The organism is Streptomyces sp. 3330, assembly GCF_031456635.1.
Taxonomy (GTDB): Bacteria; Actinomycetota; Actinomycetes; order Streptomycetales; family Streptomycetaceae; genus Streptomyces.
Genome location: NZ_JAVDVA010000004.1, coordinates 351,040 through 371,733 on the forward strand (window position 1 = coordinate 351,040; position 20,694 = coordinate 371,733).

At 74.0% G+C, this 20,694-nt stretch carries 14 protein-coding genes and 1 pseudogene; 8 read left to right on the forward strand and 7 right to left on the reverse strand.

The features are described 5' to 3' along the window. Positions 1-2 precede the first annotated feature (2 nt). A complete protein-coding gene (locus J2X68_RS09620; protein WP_310432043.1) occupies positions 3-2,948 on the forward strand; it encodes a hypothetical protein in 2,946 nt (981 codons plus the stop codon). A 645-nt stretch (positions 2,949-3,593) separates the two neighbouring features. Beyond that, positions 3,594-4,778, forward strand: a complete 1,185-nt coding sequence (locus tag J2X68_RS09625) for a type III polyketide synthase (protein WP_310432044.1) — start codon at positions 3,594-3,596, stop codon at positions 4,776-4,778. A gap of 60 nt (positions 4,779-4,838) precedes the next feature. On the opposite strand, the gene J2X68_RS09630 is transcribed toward J2X68_RS09625, so the two are convergent. Next, the gene (locus J2X68_RS09630) at positions 4,839-7,001 is read right to left on the reverse strand and encodes a SpoIIE family protein phosphatase (protein WP_310432045.1); all 2,163 of its coding nucleotides are present in this window, start codon (positions 6,999-7,001) and stop codon (positions 4,839-4,841) included. A 331-nt stretch (positions 7,002-7,332) separates the two neighbouring features. Here J2X68_RS09630 and J2X68_RS09635 point away from each other — a divergent pair, with 331 nt between their 5' ends. After that, positions 7,333-8,139 (forward strand): VOC family protein, encoded by an 807-nt coding sequence (locus J2X68_RS09635; RefSeq protein ID WP_310432046.1) that lies wholly within the window; start codon positions 7,333-7,335, stop codon positions 8,137-8,139. A 24-nt stretch (positions 8,140-8,163) separates the two neighbouring features. Here J2X68_RS09635 and J2X68_RS09640 read toward each other — a convergent pair whose 3' ends face one another. Beyond that, positions 8,164-9,369 (reverse strand): SpoIIE family protein phosphatase, encoded by a 1,206-nt coding sequence (locus J2X68_RS09640; protein ID WP_310432047.1) that lies wholly within the window; start codon positions 9,367-9,369, stop codon positions 8,164-8,166. Continuing rightward, positions 9,366-10,973 carry a CHASE3 domain-containing protein gene (locus J2X68_RS09645; protein WP_310432048.1) on the reverse strand — a complete coding sequence of 536 codons (1,608 nt, stop codon included), beginning with the start codon at positions 10,971-10,973 and terminating at the stop codon, positions 9,366-9,368. Before J2X68_RS09645 ends, J2X68_RS09640 begins: the two co-directional genes overlap by 4 nt. 110 nt (positions 10,974-11,083) lie before the next feature. Here J2X68_RS09645 and J2X68_RS09650 point away from each other — a divergent pair, with 110 nt between their 5' ends. From J2X68_RS09650 to J2X68_RS09660, 3 genes and pseudogenes are all read left to right on the forward strand, one after another. Next, a complete protein-coding gene (locus J2X68_RS09650) occupies positions 11,084-11,854 on the forward strand; it encodes a response regulator (protein WP_310432049.1) in 771 nt (256 codons plus the stop codon). Between the two features lie 85 nt (positions 11,855-11,939). Further along, a pseudogene (locus J2X68_RS09655) lies at positions 11,940-12,803 on the forward strand (GNAT family N-acetyltransferase); the annotation flags it as partial. 273 nt (positions 12,804-13,076) lie between these two features. Then, the gene (locus J2X68_RS09660; protein WP_310432051.1) at positions 13,077-14,594 is read left to right on the forward strand and encodes a glycoside hydrolase family 43 protein; all 1,518 of its coding nucleotides are present in this window, start codon (positions 13,077-13,079) and stop codon (positions 14,592-14,594) included. A gap of 15 nt (positions 14,595-14,609) precedes the next feature. On the opposite strand, the gene J2X68_RS09665 is transcribed toward J2X68_RS09660, so the two are convergent. Then, a complete protein-coding gene (locus tag J2X68_RS09665) occupies positions 14,610-15,476 on the reverse strand; it encodes an NAD-dependent protein deacetylase of SIR2 family (protein ID WP_310432052.1) in 867 nt (288 codons plus the stop codon). A gap of 121 nt (positions 15,477-15,597) precedes the next feature. Here J2X68_RS09665 and J2X68_RS09670 point away from each other — a divergent pair, with 121 nt between their 5' ends. Further along, on the forward strand, positions 15,598-16,509 hold the full coding sequence (locus J2X68_RS09670; RefSeq protein ID WP_310432053.1) for an AraC family transcriptional regulator: 912 nt from the start codon (positions 15,598-15,600) through the stop codon (positions 16,507-16,509). A 30-nt stretch (positions 16,510-16,539) separates the two neighbouring features. Here J2X68_RS09670 and J2X68_RS09675 read toward each other — a convergent pair whose 3' ends face one another. The 3 genes from J2X68_RS09675 to J2X68_RS09685 form a co-directional block, all read right to left on the reverse strand. Then, on the reverse strand, positions 16,540-17,697 hold the full coding sequence (locus J2X68_RS09675) for a macro domain-containing protein (protein ID WP_310432054.1): 1,158 nt from the start codon (positions 17,695-17,697) through the stop codon (positions 16,540-16,542). A 166-nt stretch (positions 17,698-17,863) separates the two neighbouring features. Continuing rightward, entirely contained in the window at positions 17,864-18,622 is a 759-nt protein-coding gene (locus tag J2X68_RS09680; protein ID WP_310432055.1) for a nuclear transport factor 2 family protein, read from the reverse strand. A gap of 156 nt (positions 18,623-18,778) precedes the next feature. Then, positions 18,779-19,636 (reverse strand): SDR family oxidoreductase, encoded by an 858-nt coding sequence (locus J2X68_RS09685; protein ID WP_310432056.1) that lies wholly within the window; start codon positions 19,634-19,636, stop codon positions 18,779-18,781. Positions 19,637-19,960: 324 nt separating this feature from the next. On the opposite strand from J2X68_RS09685, the gene J2X68_RS09690 reads away from it, so the two are divergent. After that, a complete protein-coding gene (locus J2X68_RS09690; protein ID WP_310432057.1) occupies positions 19,961-20,680 on the forward strand; it encodes a DinB family protein in 720 nt (239 codons plus the stop codon). Positions 20,681-20,694 lie beyond the last annotated feature (14 nt).

The window sequence follows — 20,694 nt, forward strand, 5'->3', positions numbered from 1 at the left end:
CGATGCCGACCGCCGCACCCCAGACCACCGACGAGCTGTACCGGGCGCTCGAGGAGAACGACCGGCGCCCCTACGGCCGTACCCGCACGCTCACCGCCGAGGAACTCGTCGACGCCGCCGAGCAGTTCGCGGAGCCGCTCCCCCTCGTCCACGCACTCCTCGAACTCCAGGAGGCGTACACCTACGGCTCCGAACCCCGGAAGTCGCCCGTCGTCTTCGCCCGCCTGCTGACCCTCTTCGACGAGCAGCCCGACGTCTTCGACGAGCGCCTGCGCCACCTGCTGTTCTGGCGGTTCAAGTGGGTGGCCGGCGCGTTGCGCGCACTGCCGGAGATACCGCTCGCGAGCCTGCGCCAGTGGCTGACGGAGATGCGCGACCGGTACGAGAAGGCCGGCCTGGGCCTCCAGCCGTACTACGGACAGGCGTACCAACTGGCCACCCACACAGGCGAGGACACCGCCCTCGCCTACGAACTGTGGGCGGGCCGCTCCCGCACCCGGCTCAGCGACTGCGAGGCCTGCGAGATCTGCGAGCGCGCACTGCACCACCTCGCGGCGGGCGACGACGAGCGGGCGCTGCACATCTGGGAGCCCGTCCTGGAGGGGAAGGAATCCTGCCAGGAGGAACCGGCCCGATCCGTCTCGTACGCGCTGCTGCCCCTGCTGCGCACCGGCCGCACCGACCGGGCACGCGAACTGCACCTCGCCGGCTACCGCAGCTGCCGCCGCAACCCCTCGATGTCCCAGGAGGTCGGGCGGCACCTGGAGTTCTGCGCGCTCACCGGCAACGAGGCACGCGGCCTGGAGCTGCTCGCCGAGAACCGGGGGCTCTTCGACGAGGTCGACTCGCCGCTGGACCTGCTCGGCTTCCTCACCGGCGTGGAGGTGCTCCTCCAGCGGGTCGAGCTGCTCGGCCGCGGTGACCTGCCCGCCGCCGGACACGCGGGCCGCACCTGGACGGTGGCCGGGCTGCTCGCCGAGGTGCGCGGCAGCGCGGACGACCTCGCCGCCCGCTTCGACGCCCGCAACGGCACCTCGGCCCACGCCGACCGCCGCAGGGCCCGTCTCGACCGTGCCCCTTTCCTGGACGCGCTGGAACTGACCCTGCGCACCCGCAGCCTCGACGACGTGGCCCCGGCGGCACCGGCCGCCGCCCCCGCCGCCCCCGTCCCGCGTGCGGCGACCGCAGTCCCCGACTCGCTGCCCGAACTCGTGCGGCGAGCAAGGGACTTGGAGGAACAGGGGCACCCGGAAGCTCAGGCCTGCTGGGCACGGCTGCGCGTCCTCGTCGCCGCCCACGACTACACCCACCCCGACGACCCCGCCCTCGGCCCGGTCGCGCAACTGCGCGCGGACCTGCTGTCCGACGAGGCGAACCGGGCGGACGAGAAGGACGGGCCCGCCGGCGCCACCGCCCTCCACGAGGAGGCCGCCGCCCTCTACGACGAGGCCGGACTGCCGGGGCACGCGGCGCTCGCCCGGGCCTGCGCCCTGCTCACCGCCGCCGAGTCCGCGGCCGAGGGCGTCGAGGGCGCGGAGGCGAAGGCCGCCGCCCTGACCGCCGCCCACGCGGCCACGGTCCGTCTGCACGAGGAGACGTCCGGCCTCGCCCCGTTCCAGGAGGCCCGCCTGCTGCGGCTGCGGGCAACCGCGCTCGGCCTGCGCCTGCAGACCACGGGGGACGAGGGACACGCCGCCCCGGTGCTCGCCGAGGTCGGACAGCTGCAGGCGTTCGCCACCCGGCACGACCTGGCCGGGCAGATCTCCGGCGCCCTGCTGCTGCGGGCCAGCACGTACGCCATCTCCGGCGACCTGCCCGCCGCGGTCACCGAGATCGACGCCCTCCTCGACCGGCTGAAGGCGCACGGCCCCGCCTGGCACCTGCCCCGCACGCTCGGACTGCGCGGCCGGCTCCAGCTCGTCCTGCAGGACCCGCAGACCGCCCACGCGAACCTGACCGAAGGCCTGCGACTGGCCGCCGACTGGCCCGCCGACACGGTCGACACCACCCGCCTGCACGCTGATCTCGCCGAGGCCTGCATGCACCTGGGCCGCCCCGAAGAGGCCCTGCGCCACCTGACGCGCCATGCGGAGCTGGAGCTCCGCCGCGGCAGCCGGGCGGACGCGTTCGGCGCGTACAGCAACGTGGCCCGGCTCAGCCTCGACCTGGGCCGCGTCGAGGACTGCATCGCGCTGCTCGACTCCCTGCTGGCGGAACCGGACGTCACCTCCGGGGAGATGAACGGCCGGCTCGTCGCCCAACTGCGCCTGACCCGGGCCCGGGCGCTGCGTGAGGGGGACGATCTCAAGGCCGCCACGGCGGAGTTCGTCGCCCTCGCGGCCGAGTCGGCGGGCTGGGACGACGATCCGGACAGCCATGTCATGATCGCCGCGGAGACGGCCGTCCTCCTGGGCGAGACCGGCGAGTTCGGCCGGGCCCGCGAAGCGGTCGATCAGGCGCTCCTCGCCCACGCCAAGGCGCCGGGCTACGAACGGCTCAGCAACTGCCTGCGCGAACTGGCCCGTCTGCAGGCGCAGCAGCAGGGCCCCGACGGCCTGGCCGAGGCCCTCGCCTTCCTCGACGACGCCGGCCGGATCGCCGACGAGGCCCGCGCCGCCGGACACCAGGCCCGCGGCCGCTCCCTGGACACCGCCCTGGCCTACGAGCACGGACGGGTCAACGCCCACGCCGGCGAGTTCGCCACCTCCCTGGCAGCCCTCGAAAAGGCCCTCGCCCTGCTCGGCGAGCCGGGGGAGGGCGACGACCGTGCCGGCGAGTGGGCCGAGTGCGTGCGCCTCGCCTGCGTCGTGGAGGGCGTCTACCTGGAACGCACCGCCCCCGCCCTCACCCGCCTCGACGCGGCGATCACCCGCCTGACCGCCCTGGGCCACACCGAGGAGAGCGAGACGCTGCGCTCCCTGGCGGCCCGGCTGCGCGACGAGGCGTGACGAGCCGGTGCCGGGGCGAGGCCCGCCCCGGCACCGGTACGGGCCACCTCCGGGGCCGTCGACGGGCGGCCGCCGGGTGCGCGAGCGCGCGCGACGACGTGAACGCCGCGCCGGTCCCGCCGACTTCGGCGAGCCGCCGGGCGGGCGCACCCTGGACGAAGCGTGCCCGGACGCGGGGCGCCGCCGTTCCCCGGGTGACGCCCGGGGCCGGCACGTCACACCCCCGCCACACGCGGAGCGGGCGCGTTCCGGTGCGGAGGAGCGATCGCACCGTCGGCCGGCGGGCCGAGTGACGCGGGCGGCCGCCTGGCCGGGGCCGCCTCGCACGGGCCCTCCGACCGCGCGCCGCCGCCGTCGGCGGCACGTGCCCGGACCCGGTGGGCGAATGGCCTGACGGTACGTCAGTCAAGGTCTGGGGAACCGGTCGCCCCGAGAGGCCCCTGTTGTGGCGGTGTGTGCCGTATCACGCACCTTGAATGCCGCCCAAGTTGTCTGGGTCACAGCGGAAATGTCCATTTGGCGTCCATGCTCGACAGGACAGCGACTCCCGCAGCGGAGCCCCTCGCCCCGGGCGTGACGTTCCAAAGTCGCCCATGCAGCAGCCCTCGTGACGTTTCTCCTGTTCCCCTGGAAAGGTGCCCCCTCATGGCCGCTTACCTCTGTCCCCCTGCCGTGATTCACGGTGAGCACGCGGTGGAGACCAGCCGGATCGTGGCGGAGGTGCGCGATCGGCATCCGCATGCGGCATGGGCGCCGCGGATCGACGGCATCGCGGCCGGCACGGGCATCGAGACCCGCGGGTGGATGCTGCCGCTGGAGACCGCGGTCGCGCCCGGCGAGGGCGGCGGCCTGCGGGAGGTCGGCGTCGGACCCGCCCAAGAGGCGCTGGCGCGCGACGGGTTCACCCAGCAGGACGTGGACCGCGTCATCGCCGCGCTCGAGGCGATACCCGCGCCGCAGACCGCCCAGGAGCGCACCGCGCCGGCCTGGGAGGCCGTGCAGGCCTACGGGGAGCGCGCGGCGCGCGGAGCGCTGCAGATCGCCGGACTCGACGCCTCGGACGTCGACTGCCTGATCACCAGTCACTCCACCACCCCCGCGCTGCCCGGCCTGGACGTCTCCCTGGCCAACCGGCTCCCGCTGCGCGGTGACGCGATGCTGCTGCCGGCCACGCAGTGGGCCTGTGTCGCGGGGACCCGTTCCCTGGCCCTGGCGGCGGAGCTCGTGGCCGCGGACCCCGACCGGGTGGTCCTGGTCGTGATCGCCGAGGCGCTGAGCACGACCTACCAGCCCGCGGACGACACCCTCGAGTCCCTGATCGTCCGGTTGCTGTTCGCGGACACCGCGGTCGCCGCGGTGGTCACGGGCCGCCCGAGGCCGGAGTCGGTGCTGCGGCTGGACGCCGCCTGGCACCACACCCTGCCCGGCACCCAGGACCTGCACCGCCTGGAGACGCGTGCGGACGGCGCCCACTTCGTGATGGACCGGCGCGGGCCGCGCGCCGTGCAGGAGACGGTCACCGCGATGTGGGAGTGGCTGCGGCTGCGGTACGAGGACGACCCCGACTCCTGGCACCCCGACGTGCTGCTCGCGCACCCCGGCGGGACCAGGGTGCTGGAGTACATGGAGCAGACGATGCCCGACGGGTGGCCGTCGGGGCTGCTCGACCACAGCCGGGACAGCTACACCAGCGGCAACCGCGGCGGCGCCGCCGTGTTCGACATCCTGCGGCGGGCGCACGACGCGGGGCAGAAGCCGGGCAGCCGGGCCGTCCTGTACGCGGCGGCGCCGGGCCTCACCGCCACCGCCCTGGAAGGGGAGTGGCTCTAGCCGGCCGGCCGGCGGGCCCGTCCCGCCACCCGGCCGCGTGCTGACGTCGAGCCGGTCGCCTCACCTCGCGATCTCCGCCCAGACCACCTTGCCGGTGTCCGTCCACCGCACCCCCCACCGGGTGGTGAGCCGGTGCACGATGTGCAGGCCGCGCCCGCCGTCGTCGAGGAGGCCGCCCCGGCTCAGCCGCGGCCTGCCGTTGCCGGTGTCGCCGACCTCGCACAGCAGGCCGTGACCGGCCCTGATCAGCCGTACCGTGACGGGGCCGGTGGCGAAGCGCACCGCGTTCGTGACCAGCTCGCTGACCAGCAGCCGCACGTCGTCCCGGGTGTCCGTCCGGGTGCGCCACTGCCGCAGCAGCGCGCAGACGTGAGCCCGGGCGCGGGCGGGCGCGTCGTCGCGGGCGGGCAGCCGCCAGGTCGCGGTGTCCCCCTTGCGGTAGCCGATCATGCGCACGAGCAGCAGGGTCACGTCGTCGCGCTGGCGCGCGGGCGCCAGCGTGGAGACGACGTGCCGTGCGGCCTGCTGCAGGGTGTCCCACGGGTGCACCGTGGCCAGGGTGTCCGCCAGCCTGCCGATGCCCTCGTCGATCGACAGGGCAGGATCCTCCACCAGGCCGTCGGTGTAGAGGGCGAGCAGGGAGCCCGGGGGCACACCGAACGTGTACACGTGGAACGGCTCCCGCAGCGCGAACTCGGCGCCCAGACCGGGGTGCGGGCTGACCGCGAGCGGGCTCGCCCGGCCGTTCGGAAGCACCAGGACCGGGGGGAGGTGGCCGGCGCTGGAGAGCGCGACCTGGTGGGTGACGGGGTCGTAGAGGGCGATGCAGCAGGTGGAGCCGAGGGCGCTGTAGCCGGCCGCCAGCCCGGACTCCGCGTCGTCCAGCAGTGTCACGGTCGCGTCCAGGTGCTCCAGCACCTCGTCGGGCGCCAGCCCCGCGGACAGCAGCGCGCGGGCCTCCATGCTCAGCTGGCCCATGGTCGCCGCCGCTCCCAGGCCGTGCCCGACGACGTCGCCGACCACCAGCGCGGTCCGGCCGTCCGGCAGCGGGAAGCTGTTCACCCAGTCGCCGCCGACGCCCGCGCTGTCCGGGGTGGCGGGCTGGTAGACGCTGGCGATCTCGATGGTGTGGCCGCCCGTCCGGGGCAGCAGCCGGCGCTGCAACGCCAGCACCTGGGTGTGCTCGCGCTGGTGCTGCCGGGCCAGGTCGACGTGATGGGCGGTCCGGGCCACCAGTTCCTGCAGGTCGAACAACTCGCTGTCGCGGAACGGACGGTCCACGCGCCGCCAGACCTCCGCCACGCCCAGCACGACGGGCGGCGTTCCGTCCAGGACCAGCGGAATGCACGCCACGCTCGCCGACAGGTCACCGGGCACCAGGGCGCGGATCACCCGGGGGCTGCCGAGCAGCCGCTCGATCGCCGCCCGGTCCGGCACGACGAGGGCCTGCGGGGCGTCGTCGCGCCGGACCGCCTGCGCCAGCAGTCGGCTCGCGTCGCTCGGAAGATCCTCGCCCGGAGTCACGTAACCCTCGGGCCACACCCGGTCCGGCACCAGCGCCGCCCGCCGGAGCCGGATACGCCCCTGCGCCTGCCCGACGACTCCCTCGCCCGTCCACACGGCGAAGTCGAGATCGACGGCGGCCACGTCCCCCCAGGCCAGCAGGGACTCGGCCAGCGACTGCGCGGTCTCGCCGACGTCCAGCGAGGTGCCGATCGCGGTCTCGGCCGCGTACAGGTGCAACCTCCTGGCCATGGCGATCAGGGAGACGGTCAAGCCCTCCTGCGGCGCGGCGGCGGGCAGGATGCTCATCGAGACCACCAGCTCCGAGCCGTCCCCGCGCCGCAGGCGCTGGATGCGGGCGACATGCGCCTCGCCGATCTCCAGGACCTGCCGCAGCCGCCGGGTGACCGTCGGTACGTCCCCGGCGGGCAGGAGATCGGCGAAGAGGGTCCCGGGCGCGGCGTCCAGACCCGCGAACACGGCGGCGTCCAGATTGGACCGGGTGATCCTCAGATCCCGGTCCAGGTTGACCACGCCGAGAATCTGATCGTGACGGTCGTCCGTCGGGTCGTCGGGTGCGCTCCGGGGCGTGGCGCGGTCGCCCCGCGACTGGGCGGGACCGGTGTCCGCCGTCTGTCCGCCGCTCGGGATGTATCGCCCCAGGGCGCTGCTGACCAGGTTGAACGGCGACGAGGGCGGGGGTGAGGGCGTAGAGTCCATGAGGCTCTCTCGGCAGTCCCCGGCGCGACGCCGGGGTCGTTACTCCGACCCGTGCGGCGGGGCCCCGAGATCCCTGACGCACACCTCATTGAATACCACCCGTGGACGCTTCGCCCACACCAGCGGATCGCCCGGTGAACACCGGCAGCCCGGGGAAAGCCGCGGAATGCCGCGGCCGGCGGAGCCGCGCGCACCGGGGCATACGGGCCGCGATCACCCTGCCCGGGGAACTGCGCTCGCCCCGCCGGCCCCCCCCGGGGCTCGGCCGACGCGCGATCGCCGGTGGCCGGTGTCACGCTGAAAAGCCACAGGACCTGCGAAGGGAACAGCCGTGATCACGACCGAACTCACTCCCGGCGCGCCCTGCTGGCTCGACCTGGGCGCGCCCGATGTCCCGGCCGCGGCGGCCTTCTACGGCTCGGTGCTCGGCTGGGACTACGAGCCCATGGGCGGGAACGAAGGCGGGGACATGGAGGGCGGCATGTTCCGGAAGGACGGCAGGACCGTCGCCGGGCTGGGCAAGCTGTCCGAGGAGGGTGCCCGGTCGGCCTGGATGATCTACTACTGCGTCACCGACGCGGACTCCGTCAGCCGGGCGGTGGAGGTCGCGGGCGGCGCGGTCCGGGTGCCCCCGAGGGACCTCGGGGAGTGGGGGCGGATGGCGCAGTACACCGACCCGTCGGGTGGCCAGTTCGCGGTCTGGCAGCCGGGGAAGAACGCGGGCTTCGAGCTGGCCGACGAGCCCGGCTCACTGTCCTGGACCGAGTTGTACACGAGCGACGCCACGGCCGCGAGGGAGTTCTACGGCGCGGTCCTCGGCTGGCGGTTCAGCGACATGGAGATGCCGGGCGGCGGAGGCGCCTACACCCTGATCACCCCGTCCGGGCTTCCCGAGGAGCGTATGCAGGGCGGCCTGATGCAGGTTCGTGCGGAGGACCTCGCCCTGGCGGGTGGACGGGCGTACTGGCACCCGGTGTTCGCCGTCGCCGACTGTGACGCCGCCGTCGCCGCGGTCACCGGGAACGGTGGCAGCGTGCAGATGGGCCCGACGGACGCGGAGGGCGTCGGCCGGCTCGCCGTCTGCCTCGATCCGTCCGGAGCCGACTTCGTGGTGCTGACCCCGTCCTCCCCGAGCTGAGGACTCCGGCTCGATCGGCGGGCCTCAGCCGCGGGCGGGGAGGTCGCCCCAGTCGAGGCGGAGCACGGCGAGGTCGTCGGAGTGGCGTCCGGCGTTCAGCTCGTGGGTCTCCTTGATGAGCAGGTCGACATGCGTGGCCGGGTCCGCCGACGGCAGGTTGCCGATCAGCGTGAGCAGTCCTTCGACGCCGAGCCGTTCGTTCGTCGCCCCGTTGTGCCCCTCGGTGAGACCGTCGGTGTAGAGGGTCAGGGCCCCGGTGTCCGGGAGCGGCAGGACGGTGGAGGGCCAGCTGTGCAGCCCCGGGACGATGCCCAGGGCGATGCCGTGCGCGGCGCTGAGTTCCCGCGTGCCCTCGGCCGTGGTGAGGAGGGGCTCGTGATGGCCGGCGAGATGGAGGGTGGCGGTGCCGGCGTCCTGGTCGAGGGTGAGGAGGGTGCAGGTGGCGAACAACTGCTGGCTGCCGCGTTCGGCGATCAGGATGCGCTCCATCAGGTGCAGCAGGTCCTCGCCGCGGTGTCCGCCGAGCACGAGCGAGCGCCAGGCGATGCGCAGGCAGACACCGAGCGCGGCGGCGTCCGGGCCGTGGCCGCTGACGTCGCCGACGACGGCGTGCAGCAGCCCGTCGTCCCCCTCCACCACGTCGAGGAAGTCCCCGCCGAGCAGGGCCATCGCGGCGCCGGGCAGATAGCGGGAGGTCACCCGGACGGTGGAGGTGTCGAGCATCGGCTGGGGCAGCAGGCCGCGCTCCAGGCGCGCGTTCTCCTCGGCCCGGAGCCGGGTGGCCTGGGCCTCGGCGCTCGCGCGTTCGGTCTGGCTGCGGTAGACGGCGTAGCGCACCGTCCGGTGCAGCAGATCCGCTTCGACCTTGCCCTTGACGAGGTAGTCCTGAGCTCCGGCCGCCATGGCGTCGGTGCCCGCCTGGGCCTCGGACAGCCCGGTCAGGACGATGACCGCGGTGTGCGGGGCCAGCGCCCGCACGGCGGCGACCGCGTCGATGCCCGACACGTCGGGCAGGTGCAGGTCGAGGAGGACGCAGTCGATCGGGGCGCCGGCCAGTTCGGTGCGGGCCTCCGCCAGCGTGGTGCGGATCGTCAGCTCGAACCGCAGCCCCGTGTCGAACAGGAGCTCCTCGACCAGCAGGGCGTCGCCCTCGTCGTCCTCGATCAGGAGGATGCGGTACATCGGATCGTCGGACGCGGCGTCCGGGCCGGTCGTCATCGCCGTGGTCATCGTGTCTGCTCGGTTCCGGAGCGGTCGGCCTCCGGCAGCGTGGACGGGCCCGGGCTCGCCGGCGGCTCGGGTGCCAGGGTGAAGGCGATGCGCGTGCCGTCCTGGTAGGCGGTGTCGACGCCGATGGTACCGCCGTGGAACTCGACGATCTTCTTGCACATCGCGAGGCCGATGCCGCTGCCGGAGTAGGTGTCCTTGGTGTGCAGCCGCTGGAAGATCACGAAGACCTTGTCGGCGTACTCCGGAGCGATGCCGATGCCGTTGTCGGTGACGGTGAACCGCCAGAGCTCGCCTTCCGGGGCCGCTGTGACATGGATCTCGGGCGCCTCGTCGGGGCGGCGGAACTTGACGGCGTTGCCGATCAGGTTCTGCCAGAGCATGCCCATCTGGGTCGGGTCGGCGACCAGGGTCGGCAGCGGATCGTGGGTGACCGTCGCTCCGGCCTCCTCGATGCCGACGCTGAGCGCGGACAGGGTCCGCTCCAGCACCTTGTCCAGGTCGACGCTCTGGTGCGTCTTGTGCATCCGTCCGACCCGGGAGAAGTCGAGCAGGTCGTTGATGAGGACCTGCATGCGGTTCGCCCCGTCGACCGCGAAGTCGATGTACTGGTCGGCCTTGGCGTCCAGCTGCCCCCCGTAGCGCCGCTGGAGGAGCTGGGTGAAGCTGGAGACCTTGCGCAGCGGCTCCTGGAGGTCGTGGGAGGCGACGTACGCGAACTGCTCCAGCTCCGCGTTGGAACGCTGAAGGTCCGCGGCCTGCGCGTCGAGACGCTGCCGGGCCTCCTCGCTGAAGGCCAGTTCCCGTACGAGACGGCGGCGCATGAACTCGATCTCGCCGCTGAGGCGCCGCAGATCGGCCGGGCCGGTCGGGGTGATGGCGTGTTCGAAGTCACCGTCCGCGATGGTGCGGGCGTCCGCGCCGAGCCGGTCGAGCGGCCTGGTGATGCCGCGGCGCAGTCCTTCGAAGACGAAGGCGGTGAGGACGAGCACGAGCACCGCCGCGGCACTGAACACCACGTTCCGCAGGGCCATTGTGTGCATCAGGTCGTCCCTGGCCCGGACGCGGTCCGCGCGCAGCCGCTCCTGCTGTGCGCTCAGGGCGGCCCGTACGGCGTCGAACTCCTTCTTGCCCTCCGCGGCCCGCTCGGCGGCCAGCGCCGAGGGGGCGCCGGCCGGCGCGGCCGCGATCGGCCGCGCGATCCTCTCCTGCCACGTGTCCAGCGCGTCCTGCACGGTCTTCAGGTCGGCCAGGCGGCCCCGGTCGCCGGTCAGCAGCTCGCCGAGCAGCGCGACGCTCGTCTTCTGCTCGGCGAGCCCCTCCTCGTACGGCGTGAGGAAGTCCGGGGTGCCGGTGATCCCGTAGCCGCGGATCCCGGTCTCCTGGTCGAGCAGGGCCGACTCCAGACGGATCGCCGTGGTCAGCGCGGGCGAGCGCACGTCCACGAGGTCCCTGCTGATCGTCTCGGTGCGTGCAAGGATCCACGCTCCCGTGACACCGAGGAGAGCCAGCACCGCCAAGGACGCGGCCGCCCCGACGCGGAGCCACCGCCGGGTCGTCCACGTGGAAAGCCACCGCGTACGCGGTGGTCTCTCACTGCCGGTCATTCTGTGGGACTCCTCGCTGCGAACACTTGCCCGAAGGCAACGGTCAGCACACTCTAGACGGCGACAACGCTTGTTGTCGCGAACTGCTCCAGGACCATAGAGTGCCAGGCATGCCAGGCAAGAACTTCGATCTGCGGACCACTCCGCAGGAGACGGCCGTCATCGCGGACGCCGCGGTCGGCGACCTTGCCCAGCGCCTCGCGCACCGGCTGCTGGAGGACCCCCCGCACCCGGCACCGGACGATCCGGCACAGGCCCTGGCACTGCTCCATCTGCTGAACCAACTCCAACAGGCCGCCGAACGGCTCCAGCGGACGGCGGCCGTGGCCGCCGCCCGGGCGGGAGCGGGCTACCCGCAGCTCGGCGCCGCCTGCGGCCTGACCCGGCAAGGCGCCCGGCGCCGCTGGCCGGGGCTCTTCGACCACTCTGACGAGACACCCACGGAGCATCCGATGATGACCACCCCTGCCCGCCCCTTCGACGTCCTGCTCGTCGAGGACGACGTCGCCGACGCGATGCTCATCGAGGAAGCCCTCTCCGAGCGCGGAGCGCGCAACCTGGTCCAGGTCACCGACGGAGTCGCCGCGCTGGAGCACCTGCGCACCCCGGGCAACCCGCGGCCCGACCTCATCGTCCTCGACCTGAACATGCCCCGCATGAACGGCCGTGAGCTGCTGAAGGTCCTCAAGAACGACGAGGACCTGCAGACCATCCCGGTGGTCGTCCTCACCACGTCCACCGCCCCCGGCGACGTGACCGACGCCTACAGCAGCCACGCCAACGCCTACGTGACGAAGCCCGTCAACCTGGACGAGTTCGAGCGGGCCGTCCAGAGCATCGACGCCTTCTACCTCGACACCGCCACCCGGCCCCGCCCCTGAGGCACCCGCGTCCCCGAGCCCCCACCACACCTCGTCCACCGGAAACCAGGTGCCGACGGCCGGTGTGGTGGTATGTCGTCGGGGGATGGCGACAGTGCCGCGCGAGCCGGGTGTCGAGGGGCTGGGCGAGGCCGTGGGGGTGCTGCGGGAGTGGCGGTGCGACGGGGCGCCGGCGCAACTGCATCCGGGGGATCTGGGCTGGTTCTGGCGGTTCGGCGCGCGGGCGACGGCCGCGGCGGTCCGGACCTGGAGCCGGGACGGACGCGTTCTCGCCGTCGGCCTGCTGGACGAGCCCCGGCCGCTGCGGCTGACGATCGCTCCGGACGCCCGGCGGGACCGGGAGCCGGCGCGGCGACCGCTCGACGACCTGACCGACCCGGAGCGCGGCGTACTGGCCGCGGGCGAGGCGTCCGTCGAGGCGCCGACGGGCGCCCTGCTCCGGGACCTGCTGTCCGGGAACGGCCGGCGGGCCGGCGAACCCTGGACGCCGCTGCGCCGTGACCTCACGCGGCCGGTGCCGGACCCGGGCGTACGGATCGAGGTGGCCGGCCCGCGGCACGTCCGTGCGCGGACCGCCGTACAGCGGGCGGCGTTCGACAGGTCGACGTGCACGGAGGAGCAAAGGCACGCGATGGCGGCGGGAGCGCCGTCCGCCGACGCCCGGTGCCTGATCGCGCACGACGCCAGGGGCCAGGCGGTGGCGGCGGTGACGGTGTGGTCGGCCGGTCCGGGCAGGCCCGGGTTGCTCGAGCCGATGGGCGTGCACCGGGAACATCGCCGTCGGGGCCACGGACAGGCGATCGCCGTCGCCGCGGCGGCCGCGCTCAGGGAACTCGGCTCGTCGAGCGCGATCGTGTGCACCCCGAGCGCGAACGCCGGCGCGGTCGCCGCCTACGAGTCGGCCGGCTTCCGGCGGCTTCCCCAGACCCGGGACCTGTGCCGGGACGCCTCAGCCGCCTCCCTTCGCGCGCCCCCGTCGGCCCGGACCGATCGGGCCGGCCCGGTGAGCACAGCGCCGCCGACGGGCGGGCGCGCACCTCCGGGCGGGTCTCGTGGTCACGGAAACTTTCGGGCCCGGCGCGGTGATTGACACCGGACGGTGCGCCACGCCTACTCGATCGTGATCGTCGATCTCCACCACCGAACGGGCCGGCCCGGCCGTGCCGGTGCCGTTGGCACGGTGCACCAGGGTCACCGGGGATCGCACCACGGAAAGGACCTGATGAGGGTGTCGAGCAAGCCCGAGAAGGCCAGGACCATCGCCAACCCGGTGATTCCGGGCTTCCATCCCGATCCGTCCGTCTGCCGGGTCGGCGACGACTACTATCTGGCCTGCTCCAGCTTCGAGTACTTCCCCGGGGTGCCCGTCTTCCACAGCCGGGACCTGGTGCACTGGACGCAGATCGGCAACGCCCTCGACCGGCCGAGCCAGTTGCGCCTGCCCCTCGGCACCCCGTCCTCCGGCGGCGTCTACGCCCCCACCCTCCGCCACCACGACGGCCTGTTCTGGCTGATCGTCACGAACGTGAGCGCCGACGGGAATCTGCTGTTCACGGCCACCGACCCGGCCGGCCCCTGGTCCGACCCCGTCCGGCTGCCCGGCGTGCACGGCATCGACCCGGACCTCGCCTGGGACGAGGACGGCGCCTGCTGGTGCACCACCGCCGGGGTCGGGCAGGTCCGCATCGATCCCCGCACCGGGGAGACGTTCGGCCCGCGGCGCCGGCTCTGGTCCGGCAGCCCGGGCGCCAAGGCTCCGGAGGCGCCGCACCTCTACCGGATCGGCGACCACTGGTACCTGCTCATCGCCGAAGGCGGCACCGAGCGCTGCCACAGCGTCTCGATCGCCCGTGGCCGCACGCCCACGGGCCCGTTCGAGCCGTGCCCGGCCAACCCGATCCTGACCCACCGGGGCACCGACCACCCCCTCCAGAACACCGGTCACGCGGACCTCGTCCAGGCGCCCGACGGCTCGTGGTGGATGGTGCTGCTCGCCGTGCGGCCGGGCGGAGGCAGCCCGGGCTGGCACGTGCTCGGCCGGGAGACCTGTCTGGCGCCGGTCGCGTGGGTGGACGGCTGGCCGGTCGTCGGCGAACTGTCGGCCTCCATGCCCGCGCCCGCCTGGCCGCTGGTGCCCCGGGCGGCCGCGCCGGACCGGGACGACTTCGGGTCGAGTGAACTCGCCCCGTTCTGGGTCTCGTTGCGGCACCGGCCGGCGGAGGTCTGCACCACCGGGGAGAGGCCCGGCTGGCTCACGCTCCGCGCTCGCGGCGGATCGCTCGACGAGAGCGACGCGACCTTCGTCGGACGGCGGCAGCAGCACTTGTCGTGCCGGGTGCGGGCCCTGGTCGACGCGGCGGACGGTCGCGGTGGCCTCGCGGTCCGCCTCGACGAGCGGCATCACTACGACATCGAGACCTCGGCCGGCGAGGTACGGGTGATGGCCCGGATCGGTCCGGCCAAGACCGTGCTCGCCTCCCGGCCGGCGTCCCCCGGCCCGGTGGTCCTCCGCATCGAGACGGCCGCCGCGCACACCCCGGACGACGCCCGCACCGGCCCGGACACCGTCACGCTCGGCGTCGAGGAGCCGGACGGCGCCTTCGTCGAACTGGCCGCGCTGGACGGGCGGTACCTCTCCACGGAGGTCGCCGGCGGCTTCACCGGCCGGGTGATCGGCATGTTCGCCGGCGGCGGCTCCGTCCACTTCGACTGGTTCGCGTACGAGCCGGCCGACCGCTGACCCGTCACGGGCCGGTCAGGCGACGAGTCCGGGCAGGAGCCGGTCCGCGCCCAGCGGGACGGACAGCGCTCGTCCGGCGAGGTCGGCGGGCACCTCGGGGTGCTCGGGGTCGACCCGGACGAGTCGGGCCCGCGGGGTGTGGCGCACCAGGTTCTCCATGGGCCGGCGGATCACGCCCGGGGTGTTGAACCCGGCGCCGATCTCCACGACGAGCAGCCCCTCGTCCGCCGGGTTCCGGTCGAGCCACTCGGCCAGGCGCCGCCCGGCGGGCAGATGGAGGTCGTCGACGAACCCGGGGCCGACCCGGACGTCGGGGAAGAGGTCCGCGCCGCAGCGGGGGCAGCGCGGCAGGGCCGCCTCGTCACGCACGCGACCGCTCTCCCGGTCGTACGCCGCGAGGACCGCGTCGAGGAACGGCCTGCTCGACCAGGTCTCCCGGGTGCAGGGCACGGTGCACTGGAGACGGCCGTAGTCGCCCTGCGGGGTGAAGACACGGTCCGCCGCGAAGCCGTTGCGGACGAACAGCGCGTCGACGTTCGACGTCATCACCCGGTGGTCGCGCTCACCGACCAGCTCGCGCAGCCGCCGGTAGAGCGCGTTCGGGGCGGCGCCGTAGCGGATGTCGTCGATGTGGACGGCCCAGTAGCCCCACATCATGTCCTTCGGCAGCGGCACCCCGAGCAGGTACCGCGAGCGCAGGCCGAGGCGGTGCAGCGCGGGGAGCAGCTGCCCGAAACGCTCGGCGTCGCCGTAGTCGTAGCCGGCCGCCGCGCTCAGACCGGCGCCGGCCGCGACCAGGATCCGGTCAGCCTCGCCCCACCAGGCGCGGAACGTGTCGGCGGCCCGGACCGCGGAGCGCGGGAGCTTGCTCGTGGTACTCACGGGTGCGGCGTTCCTTCCTTCGCACGGCCTTGTCCTTTTCCGTCACGCGAGGCGTCCCTGCCCGCGCGACCCCTTCAACGTACGAGGAGGGGCAGGTGCCGTCGGGATACACTTCTGACTGATGATGGCCAAAAACCGACAGGATGCCTCGCGGCGGATTCCCGAGGTCCTCTTCGCCGCGCCGGCCGGGACGCCCGCCGGTGTCGAGGTCATGTCGGCGGCCGACCTGCGGCGGCGGGTGCCGGAGCGCGTCCTCGCCCAGCCGCAGCGTCCCGACTTCCACCATCTGCTCGTCCTGACGTCGGGGGAACTCCGGCACACGGTGGACTTCGCCGCTCACGTCCTGCGGCCGGGCTCCTGGCTGTGGGTGCGCCCCGGGCAGGTGCAGCAGTGGGGCGACCTGACCGGGGCCGAGGGCACCCTGGTCCTGTTCCGGCAGGAGTTCCTCGACGCGGCCACCGCGACGGCGGCCCGCGTCGACGACCCGCACGCACCCGTCGTCAGCACACCCGTCGCCGAGGACGCCGAGGCGCTCGACCTGGCGCTGGAGCACCTGGGCCGCGAGTTCCGCGCACTCGGCCACCTGCCGCTGGACGTCCATCTGGCCGCCCTCCGCCATCTCCTGTCGGTCCTCGTGCTGCGCCTGGCGCACCTCACGGTCCCGGTCGGCAGCCCCGCCCCGGAGCCGGACGAGACATACCTGCGGTTCCGGGACGCCGTCGAGCGCAACTTCACCCGGACCCGGCGTGTGGAGGACTACGCCGGGATGCTCGGCTACTCGGCGCGCACGCTCGCCCGGGCCACCCTGACCGCCGCCGGGATCAGTGCCAAGGAGTTCGTGGACCGCCGGGTCGTCCTGGAGGCTAAACGGCTGCTCGCGCACAGCGACCGGACCGCGGCCCAGGTGTCGGATCAGCTGGGTTTCGCCCGTCCGTCCCAGTTCAGCAAGTACTTCCTGCACCGGGTCGGCCGGTCCCCGATCGACTTCCGCGAGCAGGTCCGCGGCCGTGCCGAGGACCAGGGGCCGGTGTGAGCCCACGCGGTTCCCGACGGGCTCGGCGCCCTACCGGCGGGCGCCCGCGGGGCGCGTCGGCGGGAGTCGGCCGAGGGCACGGCGGTACGCCGTCTCGTCGGCGTCCGCGAAGACGGTGAACACGACGCGGTCGAACCGGCCGGGATGTCCGTCGAGCCAGTCCGCGACCGTGCGCAGGGCCACCGGGGCCGCCTCGTCCTTGGGGTAGCCGAAGACGCCGGTGCTCACCGCGCACAGGGCGACGGTGCGGATCGTCCCGACCTCGGCCGCCAGGTCAAGACAGGCGCGGTACGACGAGGCCAGGGCTCGCGCGTCACCGGCGCCCGGCCGACCGTCGATGATCGGGCCGACGGTGTGCAGGACGTGGCGGGCGGGGAGATGGTAGCCGCGAGTGATCTTGGCGCCGCCGGTCGGCTCGGCGTCTCCCTGCAGGGTGACGAGGCTGTGGCAGTCGTCGCGCAGCCGGGGCCCGGCGGCGTGGTGGACGGCGTTGTCGATGCAGGCGTGCAGGGGCTGGAAGCAGCCGAGCAGCGCGCTGTTGGCGGCGTTGACGACGGCGTCCGCCGCGAGCGCGGTGATGTCGCCCCGCCACAGCGTCGTCCGCCGGGCCGCCGGAAAGGCAGTGCCGGGGAACTCCTCCGCGATCGTGGGCAGTTGATCTACCCGGACACCGGGCCGCAGGAGGCGTTCCGCGCCGAGGACGCGGTCCACGGCCTCCTCGGCGCCCTCGGGCAGCGGCCCGGGAGGGCGGACGGTCAGCACGGCACGCAGGAGCCGGCGCGCCGTGACCGCGTCGGCGTGCCGGAGATCCCGCAGCGAGCCGGGCGGCAGGCCCCGCCGCGACACTGCCCGGTCGGTGCCGAGCAGACGCAGCGCCGTGCGCACGTGCAGGTCCAGCCGGTCGGCCCGGGCGGGGGCCGCGGACGGCCGGAAGGGTTCGTCCAGGGCGACGGCCTCACGGTAGGCGGCCAGCGGCAACGCCGAGGGGCGGCCCCCGCTCCCGGCCCCTGACCCGGCGCGTGTCCCGGCCCCGGAACGGGCCCGCGAATCGGCCCCGTTGTCGGTCGAGGTGTCGGTCGATGTCCGGGGTCGGGTGTCGGCGGGGGAATCGGTCGACGTCCGGGCCCGGGTGCCGGCTCGGGCGTCCGGCCGGGCGGGATCGCTGAACTGCGGCCGCGACGTGGTCATGGAACGGCTCCGGGTGGGGCGGCGGATCGGTGAACGGAAGGCGGCGGGGAGTGCCCCGGCCCGGCATGGGCGCGGCGGCGCGCTCACGCCGGGCCGGGGTGCGGACCTCGCCGGAGCGGACCCTTGCCGGAACGGGCCGCCGGCGGCGGGGCGGTCGCGGCGGCGGTCAGAACAGGCCGTTGGTGTGGGGGAGTTCGGCCGGAACGGGAGCGATGACGTCCCAGTGCTCGACGATCTTGCCGTCGGCGACGCGGAAGAGGTCGTAGTAGGCGACCGGCACCCCGAACTCGCCCTCGGACTGCACCAGCACGAGATCCCCCTCGGCGATGACCCGGTGGACCTCGGTGTAGTGGAGGTTCCTGCCCTGCCCGGCCCATCGCGCGGCGGCCGCGCCGAAGCCGTCCAGCCCGTCGGCGGCCTCCGGGTTGTGCTGGTGGTAGGTCTCGGTGGAGATGTAGTCGGTCAGGACCGCGTAGTCGGCGCCGACGAGCACCTTCGCCGCGAACTCCGCCACCAGCGCGCGGTTGGCCTCGGTCCGGCCGGCGTCGGTGGCCTCGGCGGGACCGTCGGTCTGGGAGCGGCCCGAGACGGTGTCCTTCACGAACGGGGTCAGGGCGTCCCAGTGCTCGGCGAGCCTGCCGTCGGCCACCCGGAAGATGTCGAAGCCGACGAGCGGGTCCGGGCCGAAGCCGTGGTAGGTGCCGTGCAGGGCGACCAGGTCGCCGTCGGCGATGACCCGGGCGCCCTCGTAGCGGAAGTCGGCGCCGAGACCGGCGACCAGCCCGCGCAGCGCTTCGGGACCGTCGGCCGCGAGGGAGCTGTGCTGCGTGTAGTCGGCGGCGACCCAGCGGTCCACGGCGGAGGGGTCCTTGTCGCCGAACAGTTCGGTGGCGGCCTGCAGGACCGTGTTCTTGGCGTTGCTCATGGCTGTCTTCCTTGTCGGCGGTCGAACGGGGTGATGTGTTCAAACTAGGCCGACGAGGAAGGGATGCTGTCGCCTTTTGGCGACCTCTGATAGTCAAAAACCGACATCACCGCGGTCCGGGGCCCCGGTGACGCCGACGGCAGGCGCCCGCGCCGGTCAGCCCCGGCTCGCGCGGACGACGTCGGCGAGCGGGGTGGCGGGGCGGCCGGTGAGGCGGGGCACGGCCTCGCCGACCCCGTCGAGCTCACCGGCGGCGACGGCCGTGTAGGTCGACACCCAGGCGTCGAGCTGCCAGCGCGGGGCGCCGTAGGAGGCGCGGGAGGCGTACGCCTCGTCGACCGTCTCGGGCTGATAGGTCACGGTGCGGCCCTGCGCCTCGGACAGGATCGCCGCGGCCTCGGCGAACGTCAGCGAGGCGGGCCCGGTCAGGTCGTACACCCGGTCGGCGTGCCCGGCGGGTCGGGTCAGCACGGCGGTGGCGACGTCGGCGACGTCGTCCTGCGACACGAACGCGGCACGTCCCTGCCCGGCCGGACCACGGATGACGCCGTCCGCACCGGCAAGTTCGGGGACGAACTCCGCGTACAGGTTGTCGCGCAGGAACGTGTACGACAGACCGCGCGCACGGATGTGTTCCTCGGTGTGGAAGTGGTCGCGGGCGAGGGTGAAGGTGGCGTCGGGCGCCGCGCCGAAGAAGGACAGGTACACGAGGTGCTCGACGCCCGCCTCGGCCGCGGCGTCCACGAAGGTCCGGTGCTGGACGAGCCGGTCGGGGCTCTCCGAGGCCGACACCATGAACACGGTCTTCGCGCCCTCCAGGCCGCGGACGACGGCGTCTCGGTCGCCGTAGGCGCCCTGGACCGGTGTGGCGTCGGGCAGCCTCGGAGCCCGTTCGGGGCTGCGGACCAGCAGCCGCTGGGCCACTCCCCGCGCGGCCAGGCGGCGGGCGACGCGACCGCCGATCCGGCCCGTGGCTCCGGTGACCACCAGGGTCGGTCGGGATGATCCGGTCATGCTGACATCACTTCCGTCAGGTCGGTGGGTGACGCCGGTGTGGGGAAACCGGCGCCGGCCGCCCGCCCGGCGGGCAGGCGCGCCCGTGCGGTGCGCGGGGGACGAGGAGGCCGATGACGATCGGACCGTGCGTCGATGATGATCGAACCATGCGCCGGTCCGCGATGCGTCGGTCCGCGTCACTTCGGGGTGGTGCGCGGTCGGCCGGTTCCGCGCCTCCGGCCGCTCCCGGCGGCGGGGAAATCGGTGGCGCCCCGTGACGTGAGACGTTAACTTCCGCCGGAGCCAGGCGAGTTACGGGCGCGACCGTGAGGGGAGCCAGCCATGGAGACCGAGGGCACGCCACCCGGCCGTCTGGGGCCACTGCTCGACCAGTTCGACCAGGCCCGGGAGATGGCCCGGGTGCGGCTGACGGGACTCGGTGACGAGGAGTACCTGTGGGAGCCCGCGCCCGGCAGCTGGTCGATCAGGCGCCGGGACGAGGCGGTGACGCCCAGGGCCTTCGGACCGGGCGAGTGGGTGCTCGACCTGGGCGCCGCGGACATCCCGGCGAACGAGTACGACGAGGTCGCCCGGCAGGCCGCCGACGGGATGAGCGTCGCCAGGATCGCCGAGGACTGGAGCGTGAGCGTCGAACGGGTCGAGCAGATCCTCGCCCGCACCGGCCCCCCGGAGCCCGACACGACGCCGATCACGACCATCGCGTGGCGGCTGGGACACCTGCACTTCGAGTTCGCGGGCGCGTGGGAGTGGACCTTCGGCGAGCGGCGGCGGGACCCGAAGCTGATGGTCGACTTCAGCCCCTCCGCCGCTCCGACCCTGGAGCGCTTCTGGGCGGTCATCGACCGCTGGCGGGACAGCGTCGCCGGCGTCACCGACGAGCAGCTCGACACCGTCGGGCTGTCGCAGTACCCGTACAGCAACGACGGCGACTACCCGTACATCGGCGTACTGGCGTCGGCGAACCTCGAGTTCATCCACCACATGGCCGAGATCGCGTTGCTGCGCGACCTGTGGCGGTTCCGCCGCACCCCGCCCGGCTAGCCGCACCCCGCCCG

Excerpts from the sequence above, each read along its gene's own strand:
- J2X68_RS09620 (WP_310432043.1), top strand. The coding sequence starts at position 3 with ATGCCGACCGCCGCACCCCAGACCACCGACGAGCTGTACCGGGCGCTC.
- J2X68_RS09625 (WP_310432044.1), top strand. The coding sequence starts at position 3,594 with ATGGCCGCTTACCTCTGTCCCCCTGCCGTGATTCACGGTGAGCACGCG.
- J2X68_RS09630 (WP_310432045.1), bottom strand. The coding sequence starts at position 7,001 with ATGGACTCTACGCCCTCACCCCCGCCCTCGTCGCCGTTCAACCTGGTC.
- J2X68_RS09640 (WP_310432047.1), bottom strand. The coding sequence starts at position 9,369 with ATGACCACGGCGATGACGACCGGCCCGGACGCCGCGTCCGACGATCCG.
- J2X68_RS09645 (WP_310432048.1), bottom strand. The coding sequence starts at position 10,973 with ATGACCGGCAGTGAGAGACCACCGCGTACGCGGTGGCTTTCCACGTGG.
- J2X68_RS09650 (WP_310432049.1), top strand. The coding sequence starts at position 11,084 with ATGCCAGGCAAGAACTTCGATCTGCGGACCACTCCGCAGGAGACGGCC.
- J2X68_RS09660 (WP_310432051.1), top strand. The coding sequence starts at position 13,077 with ATGAGGGTGTCGAGCAAGCCCGAGAAGGCCAGGACCATCGCCAACCCG.
- J2X68_RS09670 (WP_310432053.1), top strand. The coding sequence starts at position 15,598 with ATGATGGCCAAAAACCGACAGGATGCCTCGCGGCGGATTCCCGAGGTC.
- J2X68_RS09675 (WP_310432054.1), bottom strand. The coding sequence starts at position 17,697 with ATGACCACGTCGCGGCCGCAGTTCAGCGATCCCGCCCGGCCGGACGCC.
- J2X68_RS09680 (WP_310432055.1), bottom strand. The coding sequence starts at position 18,622 with ATGAGCAACGCCAAGAACACGGTCCTGCAGGCCGCCACCGAACTGTTC.
- J2X68_RS09685 (WP_310432056.1), bottom strand. The coding sequence starts at position 19,636 with ATGACCGGATCATCCCGACCGACCCTGGTGGTCACCGGAGCCACGGGC.
- J2X68_RS09690 (WP_310432057.1), top strand. The coding sequence starts at position 19,961 with ATGGAGACCGAGGGCACGCCACCCGGCCGTCTGGGGCCACTGCTCGAC.